Raw genomic sequence first — 18,840 nt, forward strand, 5'->3', positions numbered from 1 at the left:
GGTAAAATCCAAGCAGAGTCTCGCGGCTAGCTCTCAAGGTGGGAACAGGTTAGACTTTGCTGTTGCCACTATTTTGAGCTTGCCAGACAGAGTGAGCGTTGCTATATTGCCTGGGGAGGTTTCAGGGAGAAAATACGCCTATTGTGCGGAAGTTGCGTTTCGTAGCGGTGACGGAGGTGCTAGCTGACTGGAATGTAGACGAGCTTCTCGAAGGGGATCCTGATCTTCACTCTTTCTCCCTGAGGATATTCACTCGTTGATTCCACTCGGATAACGTTTCCGGTATCGAGCTCCACGCTGTATTCGTACTTCTCACCGGTGAAAAGGACCGTTCTCACGGTTGCCTCCAGCACGTTATCCGCTACCGGTGACCCTGCGGGCAGCAGCTCGGCGAAGCTGGCTCTGACGGCTAAGAGCACAGTACCGGATGTGGGGCTTTGGCGTAGCGGTGCTTTAAGCAGCGCGTCTCCGACTCTCACCAGTACCAGCTTACCCTCAGGGTCGACGCGCTCTACCTTGGCTGGAACCAGGTTGGTCCTGCCGAGGAAGCTTGCCACGAACTCGTCCGCCGGGTTGAAGAACACCTCCTTAGGGGTCCCGAACTGGACGACCTTGCCGTCCTTCATAAGGGCGATGTAGTCGGAGAGCGCTAGGGCCTCAACCTGGTCGTGGGTGACGTAGACTGCCGTTATCCCCAGCTTCCTCTGGATCTCCCTCAGTTCAACCCTCATCTCGTCGCGCAGCTTGGCGTCGAGGTTGCTGAGGGGCTCGTCCAGCAGGAGGACTTTCGGGTTGACGGCGAGCGCCCTGGCTAGCGCTACTCTCTGCTGCTGGCCGCCGCTCAGCTGGTATGGGTACCTGTCGCGGAGCTCGTAGAGCCTCACGAGCTCAAGGTACTCTCTAACTCTCCTCTCGATCTCGTCCTTGCTGAGGCCTCTGGCCCTCAGGGGGAAAGCCACGTTCTCGTAGACTGTCATGTGGGGCCAGAGGGCGTAGTTCTGGAACACCATACCCATTTCGCGCTTTTCGGGCGGCAGGAACGTTATGTCCCTGTCCTCGAGGTATACTCGGCCGGAGTCTGGTGTGGTTAAGCCTGCGATGATCCTGAGGGTTGTCGTCTTGCCGCAGCCGCTTGGGCCGAGTATGCTTACCAGCTTGCCTTTCTCGATCTCGAGAGTGACGTTGTTAACCGCTGTGACGTTACCGTACCTCTTCGTTACGCCCTCAAGGTATAGGAGCTTCACGAAATTCACCCCTCTAAGCCATTTCAACTATGCTCTTTTTAGTCATTTTCGATGCAAGAGCCGTTACTAGCAGGGTGGTGAACATGACTATCGACGTGAGAGCGGTGCCGTCTCCGAAGAAGCCCTCCGAGAACATCATGTATGCGGTGACGAGCGCTGTTTCAACCTGCAACGATAGGATGGCGCTGGCGCTCAGCTCCTTCATTGAGCTGTTGAAGACTAGAACCCAGCCGCTGAAGAGGGCTCCCTTCGTGAGGGGGAGAACTATTTTCTCGAGCACTCGCGTGAAGGGCACACCGTGGATCCTCGCGGACTCTTCCAGCGACTCGTCGATCTGGAGTATGACGGAGCTTATGGTGCGGGAAGCGTAGGGCAGGAAGCGCACGATGTACGCTAGTATCAGGATCAGCATCGTCCCGTACAAGCTGGGGTAGACCTTCCCTCCAGCTATGATGAGCCCTACGCCTATAACGAGGCCCGGGATGCTGAAGGGGAGGAACACGAGGAAGTCGAGGGCTTTGCCCAGGGCCCCGGGGTAGCGCACGTAGCTGTAGGCGACGAGGAAGCCGAGGGCCGTTGCCGCGAAGGCTGCGGTGACGCTCGCGATGAGCGAGGCCTGGAGGCTGGCGCTGGTTCTGCGCATGGATAGTACGTGGATGTAGTTGTCGAAGCCGATGTTGTCCAGCGTGATGGGTTTGCCGATGTTCTTGATGAATGAGGCGAAGACGAGGGATGCCAGTGGAAGGTAGATGAGGGCGAGGAGTACGGCGAGGAGCGCCAGGGGGTACAGCCTCCTGGAGGGGGCCTCGTACCTGGCCGCTTTCCCGGTTATGACTGTGTACTTCCTCCTCCTTAGGATTATCGCGTTTAGCACCAGAAGGGAGGTACCGAATACTGTCAGGGTCAGTGAGAGAAGCTCCGCGGCCTCGTAGTTGACGGGCGCGGTGTACATGAAGGAGTAGATCGCCGTGGTCATGACGTTGTAACCCACGGGCATCCCCAGCGCGGCGGGGGCGCCGAACTCGGATATGGAGTACGCGAAGGACAGGATGAAGCCCGAGAGAACTGCTGGGGTGACGAGCGGGAGGGTTACACTCATGGCGGTCTTCAAGGGTGAAACACCGTGTATCCTGGATGCCTCTTCAAGGGATGGGTCGAGGTTCAGCAATGCATTATACACGTTGAGGAGCACGAGGGGGTAGTTGTGGATGCCGAGTATCAAGATCAGGCTGAGGGGGCCGTAAGGGTTTACCGGGCTTGTTAGCCCTGTGAGTTTCTCGAAGAAGCCGTTTCTGGTCCACAGTATTATCCAGCCGGCCGCGAGCGCGAATGAGGGCATTACGTAGGGGCCTATAGCTAGGGTTAGGGCGACGTTCTTACCCGGGAAGCTTCTACGTGCGAGCAACCAGGCGAGCCCCACCCCTATCAGCGTTGAGAGCAGAGCCGAGGCCGCGCACACGACGACCGAGTTTACGAGCGGGGTTCGAAGGTAGTAGGGCGTGGACACTATTTCCCAGGCCGCTTGAGCGTTGTAGAGCAGCAAGCGCAGGACATCGATAACGATGACGAGCACCGGAGGGAGTATCAGGTAGGCGACGATAGCCAGGAGAATCAGGGTGAGTAGCGAAACAGGAGAGGTAAAGAAAGGCTTCGAAATAGCCTACCACCGTGTAGGCTATCCTCCGAAGATCGACGTCCAGTTCCCTCTGAGCCCTGGCACGTAGGGTTTGAGGCTGTCGATGCTGGCTGGGAAGCTTTTGATCTCTGAGATCGCGGGTAGCCCTGGGGGCGTGGGCGCGTCGGTCCTCGTTCCGTACGTGTAGGCGTTAGCCAGGTGCGTGGCCGCTTGCTTCGTTAGGAGGTAGCGGAATAGCAGCACCGCGTCGGTCGAGTTCTCAGACCTCTTCGCTATCCCAAGGGGGCTGGGTATCACGATCGCGCCCTCCTGCGGGATGACGTACTTGAGGTTTGTGTAAGTCTTAAGGTACATTGTCAGGGTTACCCCCACCGGCCTCTCACCCTGGGCCACTGACCTGGCGACGTCGGGGACGTCCTGCAGGAGCAGGGGGTTGTTCTGCTTTAGTTTCCTGAAGTAGTCCCAGCCGTACTGGGAGACGAGCGCCAGGGTGGCGTACTGCATGGAGCCCGACACCAGCGGGTTAGCTATGGCTATCTTCCCGTTCCACTCGGGCTTCAGGAGATCCTGCCACGACTTAGGGGGATCCTTCACAAGGTCCGGGTTGTAGACGATCACCATCACGAGGAGGCGCCCTATGACGTACTTACCTTTGGGGTCGATGTACTGGCTTGGGATGCTCTTGAGCTCGGGGACATCGGGTATGTTTCCTATCACCCCCTTGTCGACTAGCTGTAGGTAGTCGAAGATGCCTGCAAGGTATATCACGTCTGCCTTCGTTCCGCCAGCCTGCTCCTCGGCCAGTATCTTTGACACGACGGTCCCCGTGCCGGCCCGGTAGATCTCCAGCTGCGTGTAGTTGGAGAAGAACTGGTTCCAGTCGTTCTGCCACCCGGAGGTTATCTCCTGAGGTATTGACGTGTACAGCATGACGTGGCCTTTAAGGCCTGGTGGAATCTCGATCTGTTCACCTGTGGGAAGGGTCACTTTCGCCACGCTCGGCTGCACGGGGGTTGCAGGCTTGAAGGCTAGGAACGCTACTCCGGCTACAACTACGACGGCGACGGCGGCGATAATGATTAGATAAACGTTTTTGCTGGCCATTAAATAGGCTAACACTTCAAGGTTTTAAATAACTTTCCTAACCGAGCCTTTGCTCTAAGAACCGCCTGAAGAACGGCTTCGTGTTCAGGTACTCTAGCCTCTTGTCCTCGAGCATGATTCTGAGCTCCCAGCTCCTCAGGGCGGGGCACACGTAGCAACCGATGCGGAAGAAGCCGTAGTCGTACAGGGGGTTCACGGGCACCCTGTTCAGGGCGAGGTACAGCTGGACGTGGAGCGCGCTCCAGAGCTTTATGGGGGCTGCCTCGAGGTGGTCTCCGTGGCGCAGGAGGGCTGGCCGCTCGAGCCTCGAGGGCGACTCCGCCTCCCTGTCGCCCACCACGACTAGGACGGTGCCGCTCTTCGCGTACTCCTCGATGAGCCTCTGCGTCGCGGCGACCTTCAGCTTCGTGCACCACCTGTCCTCCACGCTGGGGAGCGGGGCGCCTGCCTCCAGGGCCTCCCTGACCTCGGCGCGGACGCGCACGGGGTCAACCCCTAGCTCGCGGGATGCCTCCCTGACGTGGCTCAGCGTCTCCTCGAACTCCATGCCCGTGTCTATGAAGACCGGCGTCGCCTTCGGGCCGAAAGCCCTCCTGGCTACGAGCAGCGCGGCTGTGCTGTCCTTGCCGCCGCTCCACGGGACGAGGACGTGGTCCGCCTCGAGGGACCTGAGGAAATCCACGCTCCCCCGCTCCAGTGCCTCAAGCGCCGACCTGTTGAGCTCCGCCTGCTCCTCCACGCTCGCTGCCTCGACTCCGCCCTCCGCGAGCCTCTCCGAGTGCAGGTCGAGGCCCCGGTAGCTCACCCTGAGCTTTGCCGCTAGCCTCGCCCCCGAGTAGAGGTGGTGCTCCCCCTCGAGCCTCTTGAGGATGAGGGTTGCCTCGACGTTAAGGAGCCTCTTGGCGAGCGAGCGCATGCCGGGTGTAGCGAGGTAAGCATCGTACCTCGGGTTGTACTCCCACGCCTCGGGGGTCTCGCCGCCTCTGATGACGTAGGACCCCTTCTCCTCCAGCCAGCCTAGCGAGAGCCTGAAGACGGCCTTCGCCCTCAGGTAGTGCTCCAGCAGCCTGTGCAGGCGCTCGTTCCTAGGCTTCGCCTTCGGCACGGTGTAGAAGACGTAGTTGAACGGGTACCTAGCCTCTAGGGCCCTGAGCTTTTCGTCCTCCCTGCCGAGCATGACTATGGTTAGGCCGCTGAAGCCGCGGTCCAGGGCCTTCGCGGCCTCCTCGGGCTCGCGGGCGCCCCCGAGGGTCTCTACGACCGCTTCGGAGCCAACGTAGTGCCTCAGAGCGTGCTCAAGGGCGTCCGCGTCGCCCCTCGCCCTGACGACCACTCTGACAAGCGCGCGAGCCAGCCGAACTCACCCGCTTGACCCTCAAGCCCGCTTTGGCTAGCTCATAAGAGTTATTTATGAGGTTTTACTGAAGCTAACTAAGTGGTTGCGCTTGGAGTTCAGGCTCCCGTGGATCGTGGCGATCGGCTCGGGCAGCGTCGAGGGGCTACCGGAGATCCTACGGGGTATCGGCTGCAGCTCGGTGCTCATCGTCACGGACGCCACCATCAGGGGGCTACTGGGGCCCAGAGTCGAGGGGCTACTCGCGGGCTCCTTTAAGCTGGGCTTCGTGGAGGTTTCCACAAACCACCAGCCGACGCTCGACAAGCTTCACGTTGAGATACCCTGGGCTGGGTACGACTGCGTGATCGGGCTGGGCGGCGGTAGGCCCGTCGACGTGGCGAAGTACCTCGCCCACAAGTCCTCGAAGCCCTTCGTCAGCGTCCCCACGTCGATAAGCCACGACGGGTTCGCGAGCCCGATCGTGGCGCTGAAGGACGATAGCGGCAACCCGCTCTCCCTCTTCACCACGCCCCCAAGAGCGGTCGTCGTGGACCTCCAGGTCGTCTCAAAGGCTCCCAGGAGGCTGCTGGCCAGCGGCGTAGGGGACCTGGTGGCGAAGGTGACGAGCGTGGCGGACGCGAGGCTCGCGGTGAGGGAGAGGGGCGAGGAGATCCCCGAGTCCTCTCTGAGGCTCGCAGAGGCCGCGGCCTCGATTGTTGTCGACAACATAGGGGAGGTCTCGTCCTGGACGGAGAGGGGCCTGCGGCTGCTGGCCGAGGCGGGCCTCCTCGCCGGCATGGCTATGTCGGTGGCCGGGAGCAGTAGGCCGTGTAGCGGCTCTGAGCACCTCTTCAGCCACGCCGTCGACAAGCTCTACCCGGGGAGGGGTGGCCTGCACGGCGAGCAGGTCGGTGTGGGCGCCGTGATCTCCGCCTACCTGCACGGGCTGGACTGGAGGAGGATAAAGGGCATCCTCAGGAGGGCCGGTGCCCCCACTGCGGTCTCCGGGATCGGGCTGTCGGTGGAGGAGGCCGCCCGGGCGCTCGTGGAGGCGCCTAGGCTGAGGGATAGGTACACGATACTGCACAAGCTCGGGCTGGGCGAGCGCGAGGCCCTTGAGGTTGTCGCCGCGACGGTTGGCTCAGAGGAGTGAGGAGAGGACGACCGCGAGCCCGAGCAGTATGAACAGGAGGCCTGACGCCTTTCTGAGTTTGTCGAAGCTCACCCTGCGGGACAGGCTGCGGGAAAGGAAGACGCCGAGGGCGTTCGCGGCCAGGTAGCCGAGCACGCCTCCGAGGAGCGTCGCGGTGGGGTTGCAGGATGCGAGGGCGACGGCTAGGGTGGTGAGCTGGGTCTTGTCCCCTATCTCGGAGAGCAGTATCGCACTGAAAGCCGCCCCCAGGCTCCCGCACTCGCCTCCTCCTTGCCTCGACGACAGCGTGAGGACGCCGAGGAGCACGAACAGAGCCCCAGCCGCCGTCCTAAGCGCCCAGGTGTAGCCCGACAAGAGGCTGGCCGCTCCGGAGGCGAGGAAGACTGGGACCACGTTCGCCAGGAGGTAGGCTGTGGATGATGCCGCTAGCACGTGGAGGGGGTTGTGTAGCGCCGCCACGGTTGCGGTTGCCAGCATGGTTTTGTCGCCGAGCTCTGCGAGGAACACCGGCAGGCTCGACCCAGCAACGGCCTTTAGCAGCTCCTCCGCCACGCTTCGCCAAAGCAGCGCTGGCTTTAAAGGGTTTACGCCTTCACGGCTCGAGCTACCGCTGGAAAGGGTAGACACGTTTTTAAACGTTAATAATCTTTGTTAAGCGTGTGCAGGCTTTTCGGCTACATATCTCGGAGACCCCTGAGCCCGAGCTTCGCGTTCTACTCAGGAGACGTCAACCTCCACACCCTTTCCCACATTCACGGGGACGGTTGGGGCATCGCGTGGACCAGTAACGCTGGCTGGGAGCTGTACAAGGAGCCCGTCGCGCTTCACGCCTCGGCTGAGGCGAAGAGGGTTGTCCAAGGCGTCAGGTCGATGCTCGTGATAGCGCACGTGCGGAAGGCCAGCCCCGAGTACGGCGTGGTAGGGTACGCGAACACGCACCCCTTCGTCTCGGATGGCTGGGCTTTCGCCCACAACGGGACGATCAGGCCGTACGACAGGCTGAGGGGGCTTCTTGGCGAGAGGGCTTCGCTCCTCCAGGGGGCGACGGACTCCGAGGCGTTCTTCCAGCTACTCCTGAAGCGCATCGAGGAGGCTGGGAGCGCTGTCAGCGGGATACTCGCGGCTGTCTCTGACCTGGGGGGCTTCGACTACACGAGCCTCAACTTCCTGCTCAGCGACGGCTCTCACCTCTACGCCCTCAACAAGTTCAGGAGCGGGGACGAGGAGTACTTCACGCTCCACATGGGTAGGTTCATGATCGAGGGGGTTGAGCTGGTGGCGGTGGCTTCTCAGCCGGTGGGAGGGCTCGAGGGCTGGGTTAAGGTGGGGAACGGCAAGCTCCTGGTCGTCGACAGGACGCTGACCCCTACCGTGTACCAAGTTCCCTGAACTCGCTGAGCCTCGTCTGCCTCCTCCAGAGCATCACGGCTGCTATGTGCGTGCATATCTGCTTCTCCCTTGCCCAGCCGTGCGCCCTGTAGAAGCAGTCGCACCTGTACCTGCCCTCGTGAAGCCAGACGTTGTAGACGGGCTTCCTGTCGCCGAGCTCCGGGAAGCCCTTCACCAGCCAGTGGCCGTCCCTGAGGCGCTCGACCCCGGCTAGAGCCCGGTAGAGGGCTCTGAAGAACCAGCTGTCGCTCTTGTCGGGGAACTCGGACCTCAGCTCCCTGTAGGCGTGGGCTAGGGACTCAAAGCCCTTGGGCACCCTGCCCCTCATTATCTCCCTGGCCTTCTCGGCTCTCTCGTCCATCCATGAGTGACTGCTCAAACCCCGAAATAAACGTTGAGCGCCCTCCCTAAGGGCCCTGCACAACCCTTGCTTACAAGCAGGGTTTTCGTAGCTATCGAGACTGCGAGGTTTTAGGCTGGGGCTCGGGGACCTCGGAGAACGTGCTAGGCGTTGCCGGGGATTCGCGCGGAGGCAACCTTGGCTGACTTCAGCAGGGGTAATAGAGCCCTCGTGAGCATCTCCTCGTACTTCGCCATGTCCAGGCCCCTGCCGTCGTACAGCCTCCAAGCCTGGACCCTGAGGTAGGGGTTCGGGTTGCGCGAGTCGACCCAAACGTACTCGACGTAGTCCCCCACCGTCACGCTGTACCCCTTAGCCCTGAGCTGCTGGGCGGCCACGAAGGCCGGGGTCCTGGCGGCGTACTCCTCCCTTCTGAGCGTGGCGCCCGCCACGAGCTCCTCGGCTCTAGCGCGGCGCAGTGAGGACGCGAGCCTCCCGAGCTCCAGCTCCGCCCGGGCCTCCAGCTCTCCCCCGCGCTGCGCCGCCTCGACGATGGCGCGGGCAAGCTCTAGCTGGGCCCTCTTGATGAACTCCGGCACCCCGCTCCTGACCGCTTCAACGCCCTTCGCGACAACCCTCCCGCCAGCGAAGCCTATGTACCTTTTAGCAGCCCCGGCTGCGCCGCCCCTCTCGGGGAGCAGGAAGAGCCACTCGTAGTAGGCGTCGAGCCTCATCGGCAGGCCTGTCCGCTCCGAGAGCTCGAGGGCGAGCCTCTCGTAGTCCTCGGGCTCGGCGCCGGGCTTCGTGAGGAACACGCTGTCCGTGTCGCCGTAGACCACCCTGTAGCCGCGCCTCTGGACGAGGCCCAAGACCTGGAGCATCACCCTCCTCGAGGCCCTGTTTATCCACTCGAAGGTCAGGGGGTTGCCCAGCCTGTTGTAGTTGTTGCCGCTGTAGCCGTAGCTGGACACCAGGATCATCTTCAGCTCGCTCTGCCTCTCCTCGGCCCACCTCGCCAGCTCGCCCGCCGACAGCTTTGCGAACCTCTTGAAGCGAAGCCTCCTGGAGAGCGCCTCCTCTATGAGCTCGGGGAGCAGGCCCCTCGGGCTGCGCCTCACGCCCCTCCTCGTGACGGTCTCGTAGCTTATGTTGCGCTTGACTATCAGGTTCGGGAACATGGACTCGAAGTCCAGCACCGCGACTCCCCGGTAGAGGCCTGGCCGGGGCCTTATGATGAGGCCTCCCCTGTCGTAGAGGTGTATCTCCCAGGCGGTCCTCACAGGCACGTTGAGGTTCATCCTCCTGGGGACGGCGTAGCCCCTGGTGAGGAGCACGTAGCTTTGCCTCATGTCGATCATCCTCCCGTAGCTGACGCGCGCCGCCTGGGCGGGTGGAAGCACGGTGAACCTGCTCCTCTCCTCCAGCCCCGCGAGGCCGATCCTGGCGAGCAGGCTGTACTCCACGAAGACCCTGCCCTCCAGGAGCCCGTCGCCCCTGCCCAGCTTGAGCCCCATGCGCCGCGCCTGAGCCGCCAGCCTCCTCAGCTCCGCGTAGCTCAGGCTTGAGGCCACGAGGTCGGGGTCGAACCTCCTTATCTCCGAGGCCAGGGCCTCGACCAGCTCCTCCAGGGGGCCCTGGACGGGGAAGCCCTCCTCGGCGTGGACGCTCAGGTGAAGCTTCCCGCCTTCCAGCCGCGAAAGCGAGAACCTCATCACCCGCAGGGGGAGCGGCTCCACGCTGTCCGGTGCGCCCTGGACGGTCATCGGGGTCACTCTGCGCTCGGCGAGGACCTTGTGCGCGACCGGTATGTCCGAGGCGTAGGTCTCGACGCCGAGCCTCTCCAGCGCGCTCCTGGCGCGCCTGTACTCCTCAACGCTGTCGAAGTAGAGCTTGATGAAGGTCGAGGAGCCCCTGGGGAAGAGCTTGAGCTCCACCTCCTCGGCGTCGTAAGCCGGGAGTTCAAGGCCCGCCACCTGCTCCCTCTTGACTAGGAGGTAGTTGTAGAACCTGAGCTTCTCGGCGCGCACCGCACCGTCCAGCCCCTTGAACCAGAGCCTGGCCTCCCTGTCGGAGTACGAGACGTCGTAGAGGAAGCTCTCCCTCATCCCAGCGCTTAAGCCCCTTGGGCGTAGAAAACCGTTGCCGGCTGAGCCCTGGGGGGTGTTGCAAATCCTTATTTATTGTTTTCGTTCAAAACCCGGGCAGTGAATATAAGGCCGCGCCTAGCCTCATCTGCCCCCTTCACTGATCCGAGAGCCCCCTAGGGTCATGGGTGCCCCTTGCGGGGTGGCCGCCCTGGCTGGGCGGCCTTCAGCCCGCGTTGCCGCGGGCACATCCCCTCCTCGCGCCGCGCGCGGCACCCCCGGACCGCCCCTGCTCGGGGAGCCGGGGGAACTGGGGCCGGGGCCTGCCGGCGTTAGGGCTGTCTTGTGGCTCTGGAGCCACTGGCCCAGCGCCTCTAGTTGCTTTTCGGCTTTGCAGGCCTTCAGGAAGAGCTTTGCGGCGTTGAAGGCTGCGGCCCAGTCCCTCCCGTAGACCAGGCCCGCACTTCGGGCAGCGGTAGTACCTTCTCTGCACCTCCACCCCCTCTTTCCCGCAGATGGGACACTGCTTGCCCGAGATGTTATTGTCAGGCTGGAACCACCTGGCGCCCTCGTATGCCGCGAGGTTCTCAAGCCTCTTTGCCGTTCTGAGCAGTGTTCGCTGTAGCTTCGTTCCCCTCAGGGACTCGGCCCGGGGCATGTCCGCGACGATGACGACAGTGTAACCCTGGTTCCGCAACTTCCTCACAAGCTCTCTCACCTCCCTGCGCGCGCCTCTGACCCAGTCCTCGTTGAGCTTCCTCACTTTCCTCGACGCCTGCCTAGCTATTCTCTCAGCCCTCTCCGGCGTTAGGTTTATCTTTGCTCTCAGCCTCTCGGCAAGCTTCAGCGCCTCCCCCACCGCGTAGCCCCTCCCCTCCCTCCGCAACCCCCTGACATCCCTTCTCACCTTGAACCTCTCTACGGCCTCATCCCAGCTCTTAACCTTGGAGTAGCTACGCATGATGGCCGCGAGGAGCTTCAGCATGGTGGTGTTGGGAGGCTTAAACACGCGCTGAGCCAAGAGCCTGACTTCGCCGTCGAAGGCGAAGGTCATCAAGTACAACCCGTGATTCGAGTTCACATCTAAGGCTATGACCGCGAGCTTGCTGTTGCCGTTCCACCACACTTTCTTGACCTTACGGTGCGCCACCAGCCTCAGCCTACCCCTCGCCGTTAGTTGCAGCGTGAGCTTTACGTCGCTGAACCTCTGGATATCCTCTAGCACCGCTTTGACCAGCGAGGGCTTCAGCCTCACCGCGACCTTAACGCTGGGGATGCGTAGCGCACCCTTGGAGGCGTCAAGAACTGCAAGTGCATCGCTTTTGCCGTGAAGCCTCTCGCCGTTGTCGACCACCTTGACGAGCAGCGGCATCGGCGGCGGAGTGAACCTGCTCCGCCTCCTTGACTTCCCCCTGGCCTCCGCGAGCATTTTCCACCACTCCACAGCGTAGTAGAGCAGGCCCTTAGGCAGCCTTGCGATCCTCGAGGCCTCCCCGATCAGCTCGTTGCTGAACTTCTCCGGCTCCTTTCCGAAGGCCTCGCCGTGCCTCTCTTTGAGGACCTTGCACGCCTCCTTGACCGCGCTCGACACCCTGAGGTACAGCCGCTGAAGCCTCAGCCTCTCTTCATTGTTAGTCTTGATCCTCCAGACCCTGTAGGCCTCGACCAGCCCCTCTCCGCCCCTCTTGTTCTCCCAGCCCCACGCTACCACTTCCAGGGAGCTGAGCACATGTTGTAGCCCCGGGCCCTGTCTGTGCTTGAGCCCGCGTATAGTTGCGCTACGCGGCCTTATATCCCTGCGCCGAAAATGAACCCCGAAAGTGAAAACACAGCAAACAAGGGGGCAACCGCCGACTAAGGGCGGCTAAGCTGGGTGACTACCTGAGGCTGGTGGACTAAGGCTCCCTGAAGAGGGCTCCGCACCCGCCGGCGTTACCGTCTCGCTCACGGAGAGGGCGCTGTGGGTGCTCTCGCTTGAGGTCTAGGAGCGGTGAGAGCAGGCTGGCGTGGGAGCTGGTGAGGTGAACCCTATACGGCTACTGCAACGATAGCAGGGTGGTCGAGGAGCACGGTGACCTTTTGGAGGCTCTAGGCGAGCTGCAGTCCTCATTCCCGGACAAGCCTGAGGAGTGGTTCTACAGGGCCACGTACAGGCTCCTCGCTGGGAAGGTGGAGAAAGTGGCCAATGAGCACTGACTGGTGAAGGGGCTAGCGGAGCTGGGCGACACCTACCCCTGGTACAACGTGTAGGTGAGCGACGGAAGGTGCAGGTGCGACTGCTTCTTCCGCGCGTACAGCTACGTCAGGAAGGCGAAAAATGCACGCACATCACTACGGTGATGCTGCACCGGAGGCAGCTGAGGCTCCGCGCCTAATAAGCCTCAAGGCGGCATAACGCCTTACTGAGCGACTTCGGCTCACGGAGACACTACAAGGTCTTTGCGAGACCAGTCAGCTCCAGCCGCCTCGCAACGCTCTCCCAGACATCGACGCTTACCTCTACCATCAAAGCTAAGCGCTAGAGAGATTATAAGCGTTCACACATGTTGTGCTCGTTAAAGTCACGGACTACCGAGCTACGCCGGTCGAGGAGGAGAGGTTGAGGAGGAAGGTCTCAGGGAGAGCTGAGCCTCTCAAAGTACCTCCGCATTAAGCCACTCGGCTGATACAGTAAAGCCTCTTTTCCTCTCTTTCCTTTTTGAGCTCTCCCTTCTTAAGCGCTTCAGCCCCCGCGCGGGAGCCTTTAACAGCTACAATGACTACACGCCTGAGCACGCGCCCGGACACCTTCCCACAGCCTCCCTCCAAGCCCTAAAAGAGGCTAGGGAAAGCGCAGGTCGAGCACGGGAGGAAACAAGGGAAGAGCTGAAAAATAGCATTGCTATGCATATAAGGGGCCTCGCGGTGTTAGTGCACCGTATGAGGGCTAAGAGGGCTTTGATCGTAGCTGAGGCGGGCGTCATGGCCGCCCTAACCGCGGCGGTCACGATGGCCGTCCAGGTCCCGGTGCCCGAGACTCACGGCTACATCAACCTTGGCGACACCATGGTCATGCTCTCCGGCGTGCTCTTCGGCCCCTTGGTCGGGGGACTGGCAGGCGGTCTGGGGTCGGCCCTGGCCGACCTGCTGTCCGGCTACGCCAGCTGGGCCCCCTTCACCCTCCTCATCAAGGGCGCTGAGGGCTTTGTCGTCGGTCTCCTCGCCAGGAGGGGTGGCCGGCTGTGGACGCTTGCCGGCTGCCTCGTCGGCGGGGCGGTGATGGTTCTCGGGTACTTCGCCGTGGAGTACGCGCTTTACGGCGTCGGCGCCTTCGCCGAGCTACCCGGTAACGTGGTTCAGGCCGCGGTGGGTGCGGCTGTCGCGGTCACCGTGGGGCCGGCGGTCAAGAGGGTGCTGGGGAGGGTGTGAGGCGCCTTGCGGTTGCCCGTGGGTAAGCTCCCCTACGGCGAGCTGAGGAAGCTTCTATCGGTCGTTGCGAGGCCGGACCCGTCGGTCTTGCTGGGGCCCGGCGTGGGCGAGGACGCGGCCCTGGTCGACCTCGGGGACCAGGTGCTCGTGGTGCACACCGACCCTATCACAGGCGCCGTTGAGAACATCGGCTGGTTCTCGGTGCACGTCTCCGCGAACGACGTCGCGACGCGCGGGGCTAGGCCCAGGTGGCTGACCACGCTCATCCTGCTCCCCGAGGGGGCTACCTCTGAGGCGGCTCTGGGTATTGCGAGGCAGATCAGGGAGGCGGCGGACGAGATAGGGGCTGTTGTGGTCGGCGGCCACACCGAGGTTACGCCGAGGCTGGACAGGCCTATAGTGGCCACCACGGCTTTCGGGGTGGCCAGGAGGGACAGGGTCGTGTACACGGCGAACGCCAAGCCGGGGGACGTTCTCGTGCTCACGAAGGGGGCGGGCGTCGAGGGGACGGCTATACTCGCGAGCGACTTCGGGGACAGGCTTGCGGGGAGGGTGAGCGAGGAGGTCGTCGAGCGCGCTAGGGGCTTCGTGCTGGAGCTGAGCGTCGTGCGCGAGGCTATGATAGCGGTCGAAGCCGGGGGAGTGCATGCGATGCACGACGCGACGGAGGGCGGCGTTCTCGGGGCCGTCCAGGAGGTGGCTATCGCCTCGGGGCTCTCGGCTACAGTCTTCGAGGAGAGGGTTCCCGTGAGGAAGGAGACCGCGGAGATCTGCCGGGCGCTGGGCGTGAACCCCCTTAAGCTGATAAGCTCGGGCTCGCTCCTCATAGCGGTCGAGGAGGCGAGCCTGGACAGGCTAATCGAGCGGCTCGCAGAGGCCGGTATAACCGCGGCGCCTATAGGGCGCCTCGAGAGAGGCGAAGGGGTTACCCTCTACAGGCGGGACGGGTCCGTGGAGAGGATCCTGGAGCCAGTAGTCGACGAGCTCTGGAGGCTCTACGGGGAAACCTAAACCACTTTCTTAGCCAGCCTCCTCGGCCCCAGCAGCTTCCAGGTGAGCAGCGCGAGCAGTGCGCGCCCGTACATGTCCGTGTTCTGCGTCGCCCACGCCCCCACCGCGCCGTACCTAGATGCGAGGATCTGAGCCGGTATGGCCCTGAGGAACACCACCGTGAAGCTGTTTATGGCGAGCGGGAGCCACACACTGCCCATGCCCCTGACAGCCCCGTATATGGCGCTGCTCACGCCTAGGCCTACCTCGCTGGCCGCAGCCAGGATGAGGTAGATCTGGACCATCCTAGCGACCTCCGGGTCGTCGGTGAACAGGTGGCCGACGAGCGGCGAGATCAGAGCCAGCACGAGTGCGGCGGCGCCCATCCACAGGACCCCTATCTTCACGCCTTCTTTGAGGCTCCTCTCCGCTTCCTCGATGCTAGCGGCGCCCACGTTCTGCCCCGCTCTCACAAGCGCCGCGAGGCTGACGGCGAAGCTGGGCTGTATTACGAGCGACTCGACGGTGATCCCTATGTTGTGGGCTGCGAGGGCCACCTCCCCGCCCCTAGCCACCGCGTTGATGTAGATGTTCTGGGCGACGCTCGCGACGAACCTTTCGAGGGCAGTCGGCGCGCCGAGCACGAGCACCTTGAGGCTCAGGGCGCTGGGGAAAGCGAGGCTTATCCTGAACGGGGGCCTCCAGACGGCGTACGCCGAGAGGCCAGCGTAGCTCGCCAGGGACGTGGCGAGGCCAGCCCCCCTCAGGCCCATGGCTTGGAGCCCCGGCGCGCCCAGAGTGAGGGCCGGGATCAGCAGGGAGCCCGTAGAGACGCTTATGATCGAGGAGTAGGCGCTGGGCCAGGGGTTGTCGGCGCTCCTGTAGGCCGCGCTTAGGCTCACGTTGACCATTAGGGCTGGTAGCGAGAGCAGCCGGGCCTGCGCGTACTCAAGGGCGAGCCGCACGACCTCCTCGTTCCCAGCCGACACCGCGGCCAAGTAGCCGGGCAGCCAAGCCGTGGCTGTGGCTAAGGTGACTAAGGCCGATAGGATGGAGAGGAGAATGGTTTCCCCAGTGGCTCTGCCGGCGGCCTCGAGGTCACCCGCCCCGATAGCCTGGGAGGCGACGACCATGAGCCCGCCCGTGAACACCGTGGACAGCGCGTTCACCAGGAAGAAGAGGTAGGAGACGAGGCCGGTGGCGGCCACAGCGGCCGTGGAGAGACGTGAGACCACGCTTAGGGCGACGAGGCTTAGAAGCGAGTCCGCGAGCACGCTGATCAATATGGGTAGCGCTAGACCGCTCACCGTCTTACTGCTCATCGGATCCCTACAATGGCCCCTGACAATAAATACATTTTAACCCCCAGTGAGCGCTACGCCGTCCCGCAGGCTCAGCACGGAGCTACCTGCGACCCGTTGCCGCAGCTTTTAGGCGGTTTCACTTTCACCGTACACTCAGACCCCGTGGAGCGAAGTGGAGACGCCCCAACTGGTTGTTTGAGCGGCCCGGCTCATCTGCTACATGGCAAAACGGTATAAGGCGGTGCCCCGAGATTAAAGCTGATAGAAATGAAGGTGGCCACCGTCGAGGAGATTAGGCGAATCGACGAGCAAGCTAGCGATAGGTACGGGATCTCCCACGAGATTCTGATGGAGAACGCCGGCGCTGCGGTGGCGAGGCTGGTGTTGCAGGTGTTCGGGACCAGGAGCATCAGCGCGGCCGTGGTGGCGGGCGTCGGGAACAACGGGGGAGACGGGCTCGTGGCGGCCAGGCACCTGGCATCGGAGGGGGCGGACGTCGAGGCTTTCGTCGTCGGGGAGGAGTCGAGGATGAGCAGCCTTACACAGGTTAACCTGGAGCGGGCTAGGAGGTGCGGGGTTAGGGTTCAAGGGGTCTTGGGTCCTGAGGGGCTCGAGCAGTTGCGGGAGGCGCTGGAGTACGCTGACGTCGCCGTCGACGCCCTGTTCGGTGTAGGGCTTAACAGGCCTGTTGAGGGGGTGTACAGGGAGGCTATCGAGGCCGTGAACTCTTCCGGCGCGCTCGTCGTGAGCGTGGACATACCTTCTGGGGTTAACGGCGACACGGGTCAGGTGATGGGCGCGGCCGTCAGGGCCGACTACACCGTGACCTTCGGCCTCCCGAAGCCCGGGCTCCTCCTCTACCCAGGGGCCGAGCTGGCCGGGGAAGTCTACGTCGCGAGGATATCCTACCCGAGGGAGCTCCTCGAGGACCCGTCGCTGAGCATTGAGACGAACGAGCCTTTACCCGTGCCCCAGAGGAGGCCCGACACACACAAGGGCGACTACGGGAAGGCCCTGTTCGTGGCCGGCTCGAGGCGCTACCTCGGGGCCCCACTCTTCGCCTCCATGTCCTTCCTGATGGCGGGGGGAGGGTACTCGAGGCTGGCCACGGTCTCCTCGATCGTCCCCCACCTTGCCTCGCGGGCGAGCGAGGTCGTGTACGAGGGGCTCCCCGAGACGCCCAGCGGCTCCCTGTCACGCGGCGGCTTGGACAGGATCCTCGAGCTGGCCGAGTGGGCTGACATCGTGGTCGTGGGGCCGGGGCTCTCCACGGACGAGGAGACCGCACAGCTTGTCCGGGACCTTGTTGCGAGGGTTGAGAAGCCTGTGATCGTCGACGGCGACGGGCTCACCGCGGTCTCGAGGAGCCTGAACGTGGTCAAGGGCAGGCGGGAGGCTACTGTGCTCACACCCCACCTCGGGGAGATGTCTAGGCTGACGGGGCTCAGCGTCGACGACATCCGGCGCGACAGGATCGGGGTGCTCAGGAGGGCCTGCAGTGAGCTGGGCGCATACATCGTGCTTAAGGGAGCGCACACGCTCATCGGCACCCCGGACGGGAGGGTCTTCGTGAACATGACCGGCAACCCTGGGATGGCTAAGGCCGGCTCGGGGGACGTGCTCGTGGGGGCGATCGCCGCCATGTACGGTTTAGGCTTCAGCGTCGAAGACAGCGTCAGGATGGGCGTCTTCGTGCATGGGATGGCGGGCGACCTAGTTGCGGTGGAGAAGGGGGTTGACGGCGTCACCGCCTCCCGCATAATGGCCGCGCTCCCGCGAGCCCTGAAGCTCCTCAGGGAGAGCTTAGAGGAGGTTCAGTCGCTCTACGCCCTAGCCGAGATCTGAGCGCCGTGCCGGGCTGGACAGGTTATCGCTTTTCTTTGGTCAGGGTTAGCGGTAAAGCCTCTCCCGCCCTGCCCAGACCTTGTTCGAAGACGTGTTCAAACGCGCGCCGCTGGGGGCCTTGAACGGTATTACTCTCCGTAATTAAGTATCCTAAAAATAGGAGTATTTAGCCCTAGAGAAGAGGTGCAGTTAATGAGCTACGCATCTGTAGGCAAGCGGTTGAGGCTCGGAAGGATACTTCCCGACGGGAAGAGCCTGATCTTCGCGTTCGACCACGGCGTCGAGCACGGCCCAGCGGACTTCCCAGGCGAGACGATCAACCCGAGGAAGATACTCGAGAAGGTCGTCGGCGAGGTGGACGCGGTCATGCTCCTCCCGGGGATGGCGTACCTGACGAGCGAGGTGTGGGCCGGCAAGGTGCCCCTCATCGTCAAGGTAACGAGCAAGACGAGCCTGAGGCCGGAGCAGGAGAGGCTACTACAGAGCCAGTTCGGTTGGGTTGAGGACGCCGTTAGGCTCGGGGCCGACGCGGTGGCGGCTACGGTCTACTGGGGCAGCCAGTTCGAGGACAAGATGCTGGAGCAGTGGTTCGCGGTCAAGAGCGCGGCCGAGGAGTACGGGCTGCCCTGCCTGCAGCTCTCCTACCCCAGGGGGCCCACCATCAAGAACATGTACGACGTCGAGGTTGTGCGCTACGGCGTTAGGGCGGCTATCGAGAGCGGGGCGGATCTGATCAAGACCTACTACACGGGTAGCACGGAGAGCTTCAGGAGGGTCGTCGAGGTCGCGGCGGGCGTCCCAGTGCTCATGAGCGGCGGGGCTAAGGCGAAGACCCTCCTGGACTTCCTCCACGTGGTCAAGAGCGTCATGGACGCCGGCGCCCAGGGGGTCGTGGTGGGCAGGAACATATTCCAGCACGAGAACCCGAGGGGGGCGGCCCGGGCCATCGCGGCGGTGGTCCACGAGGGCCTAGAGCCCGAGGAGGCTTTGAAGAGGGCTGAGTAGGG

The 18,840-nt window shown here is 63.0% G+C and carries 16 protein-coding genes; 7 read left to right on the plus strand and 9 right to left on the minus strand.

What is annotated here, in order from left to right:
• Positions 1 to 179: 179 nt before the first annotated feature.
• From MOV14_RS02060 to MOV14_RS02075, 4 genes are all read right to left on the minus strand, one after another.
• Positions 180 to 1,244, minus strand: coding sequence for an ABC transporter ATP-binding protein (locus tag MOV14_RS02060; protein ID WP_318537571.1), 1,065 nt, complete (start codon positions 1,242 to 1,244; stop codon positions 180 to 182).
• A gap of 13 nt (positions 1,245 to 1,257) precedes the next feature.
• A complete protein-coding gene (locus tag MOV14_RS02065; protein WP_318537572.1) occupies positions 1,258 to 2,817 on the minus strand; it encodes an ABC transporter permease in 1,560 nt (519 codons plus the stop codon).
• A gap of 102 nt (positions 2,818 to 2,919) precedes the next feature.
• The gene (locus tag MOV14_RS02070; protein WP_318537573.1) at positions 2,920 to 3,984 is read right to left on the minus strand and encodes an extracellular solute-binding protein; all 1,065 of its coding nucleotides are present in this window, start codon (positions 3,982 to 3,984) and stop codon (positions 2,920 to 2,922) included.
• A gap of 37 nt (positions 3,985 to 4,021) precedes the next feature.
• Positions 4,022 to 5,317, minus strand: coding sequence for a phosphoadenosine phosphosulfate reductase domain-containing protein (locus tag MOV14_RS02075; protein ID WP_318537574.1), 1,296 nt, complete (start codon positions 5,315 to 5,317; stop codon positions 4,022 to 4,024).
• A 112-nt stretch (positions 5,318 to 5,429) separates the two neighbouring features.
• Here MOV14_RS02075 and MOV14_RS02080 point away from each other — a divergent pair, with 112 nt between their 5' ends.
• Positions 5,430 to 6,473, plus strand: a complete 1,044-nt coding sequence (locus MOV14_RS02080) for an iron-containing alcohol dehydrogenase (protein ID WP_318537575.1) — start codon at positions 5,430 to 5,432, stop codon at positions 6,471 to 6,473.
• Here the strand turns inward: MOV14_RS02080 and MOV14_RS02085 are convergent.
• Complete coding sequence (locus MOV14_RS02085) at positions 6,462 to 7,025, minus strand: TMEM165/GDT1 family protein (RefSeq protein WP_318537576.1); 564 nt, start codon at positions 7,023 to 7,025, stop codon at positions 6,462 to 6,464. The genes MOV14_RS02080 and MOV14_RS02085 overlap by 12 nt on opposite strands.
• A gap of 105 nt (positions 7,026 to 7,130) precedes the next feature.
• Here MOV14_RS02085 and MOV14_RS02090 point away from each other — a divergent pair, with 105 nt between their 5' ends.
• A complete protein-coding gene (locus tag MOV14_RS02090) occupies positions 7,131 to 7,862 on the plus strand; it encodes a class II glutamine amidotransferase (RefSeq protein WP_318537577.1) in 732 nt (243 codons plus the stop codon).
• Here the strand turns inward: MOV14_RS02090 and MOV14_RS02095 are convergent.
• The 3 genes from MOV14_RS02095 to MOV14_RS02105 all read right to left on the minus strand — a co-directional run bounded on the left by MOV14_RS02095 (position 7,840) and on the right by MOV14_RS02105 (position 12,015).
• Complete coding sequence (locus MOV14_RS02095; protein ID WP_318537578.1) at positions 7,840 to 8,223, minus strand: hypothetical protein; 384 nt, start codon at positions 8,221 to 8,223, stop codon at positions 7,840 to 7,842. The two genes, MOV14_RS02090 and MOV14_RS02095, sit on opposite strands and share 23 nt — an antisense overlap.
• A gap of 143 nt (positions 8,224 to 8,366) precedes the next feature.
• Positions 8,367 to 10,307 (minus strand): DNA polymerase domain-containing protein, encoded by a 1,941-nt coding sequence (locus MOV14_RS02100; RefSeq protein WP_318537579.1) that lies wholly within the window; start codon positions 10,305 to 10,307, stop codon positions 8,367 to 8,369.
• Positions 10,308 to 10,512: 205 nt separating this feature from the next.
• Complete coding sequence (locus tag MOV14_RS02105) at positions 10,513 to 12,015, minus strand: transposase (protein ID WP_318537580.1); 1,503 nt, start codon at positions 12,013 to 12,015, stop codon at positions 10,513 to 10,515.
• Between the two features lie 326 nt (positions 12,016 to 12,341).
• Between MOV14_RS02105 and MOV14_RS02110 the strand changes: the two genes are divergently transcribed.
• From MOV14_RS02110 to MOV14_RS02120, 3 genes are all read left to right on the plus strand, one after another.
• Entirely contained in the window at positions 12,342 to 12,482 is a 141-nt protein-coding gene (locus MOV14_RS02110; protein WP_318537581.1) for a hypothetical protein, read from the plus strand.
• 723 nt (positions 12,483 to 13,205) lie between these two features.
• Positions 13,206 to 13,694 carry an ECF transporter S component gene (locus MOV14_RS02115; RefSeq protein WP_318537582.1) on the plus strand — a complete coding sequence of 163 codons (489 nt, stop codon included), beginning with the start codon at positions 13,206 to 13,208 and terminating at the stop codon, positions 13,692 to 13,694.
• 18 nt (positions 13,695 to 13,712) lie between these two features.
• Entirely contained in the window at positions 13,713 to 14,705 is a 993-nt protein-coding gene (locus tag MOV14_RS02120) for an AIR synthase family protein (protein WP_318538117.1), read from the plus strand.
• Here the strand turns inward: MOV14_RS02120 and MOV14_RS02125 are convergent.
• Positions 14,702 to 16,006: an MATE family efflux transporter gene (locus MOV14_RS02125; RefSeq protein ID WP_318537583.1), complete on the minus strand. Its 1,305-nt coding sequence runs from the start codon at positions 16,004 to 16,006 to the stop codon at positions 14,702 to 14,704. The genes MOV14_RS02120 and MOV14_RS02125 overlap by 4 nt on opposite strands.
• Positions 16,007 to 16,255: 249 nt before the next feature.
• Here MOV14_RS02125 and MOV14_RS02130 point away from each other — a divergent pair, with 249 nt between their 5' ends.
• Positions 16,256 to 17,833, plus strand: coding sequence for an NAD(P)H-hydrate dehydratase (locus MOV14_RS02130; protein WP_318537584.1), 1,578 nt, complete (start codon positions 16,256 to 16,258; stop codon positions 17,831 to 17,833).
• Positions 17,834 to 18,025: 192 nt separating this feature from the next.
• Positions 18,026 to 18,838: a class I fructose-bisphosphate aldolase gene (fba, locus tag MOV14_RS02135; protein ID WP_318537585.1), complete on the plus strand. Its 813-nt coding sequence runs from the start codon at positions 18,026 to 18,028 to the stop codon at positions 18,836 to 18,838.
• Positions 18,839 to 18,840: the final 2 nt, after the last annotated feature.

Origin of the sequence: Infirmifilum sp. NZ (genome assembly GCF_022693705.1) — an archaeon.
Taxonomy (GTDB): Archaea; Thermoproteota; Thermoprotei; order Thermofilales; family Thermofilaceae; genus Thermofilum.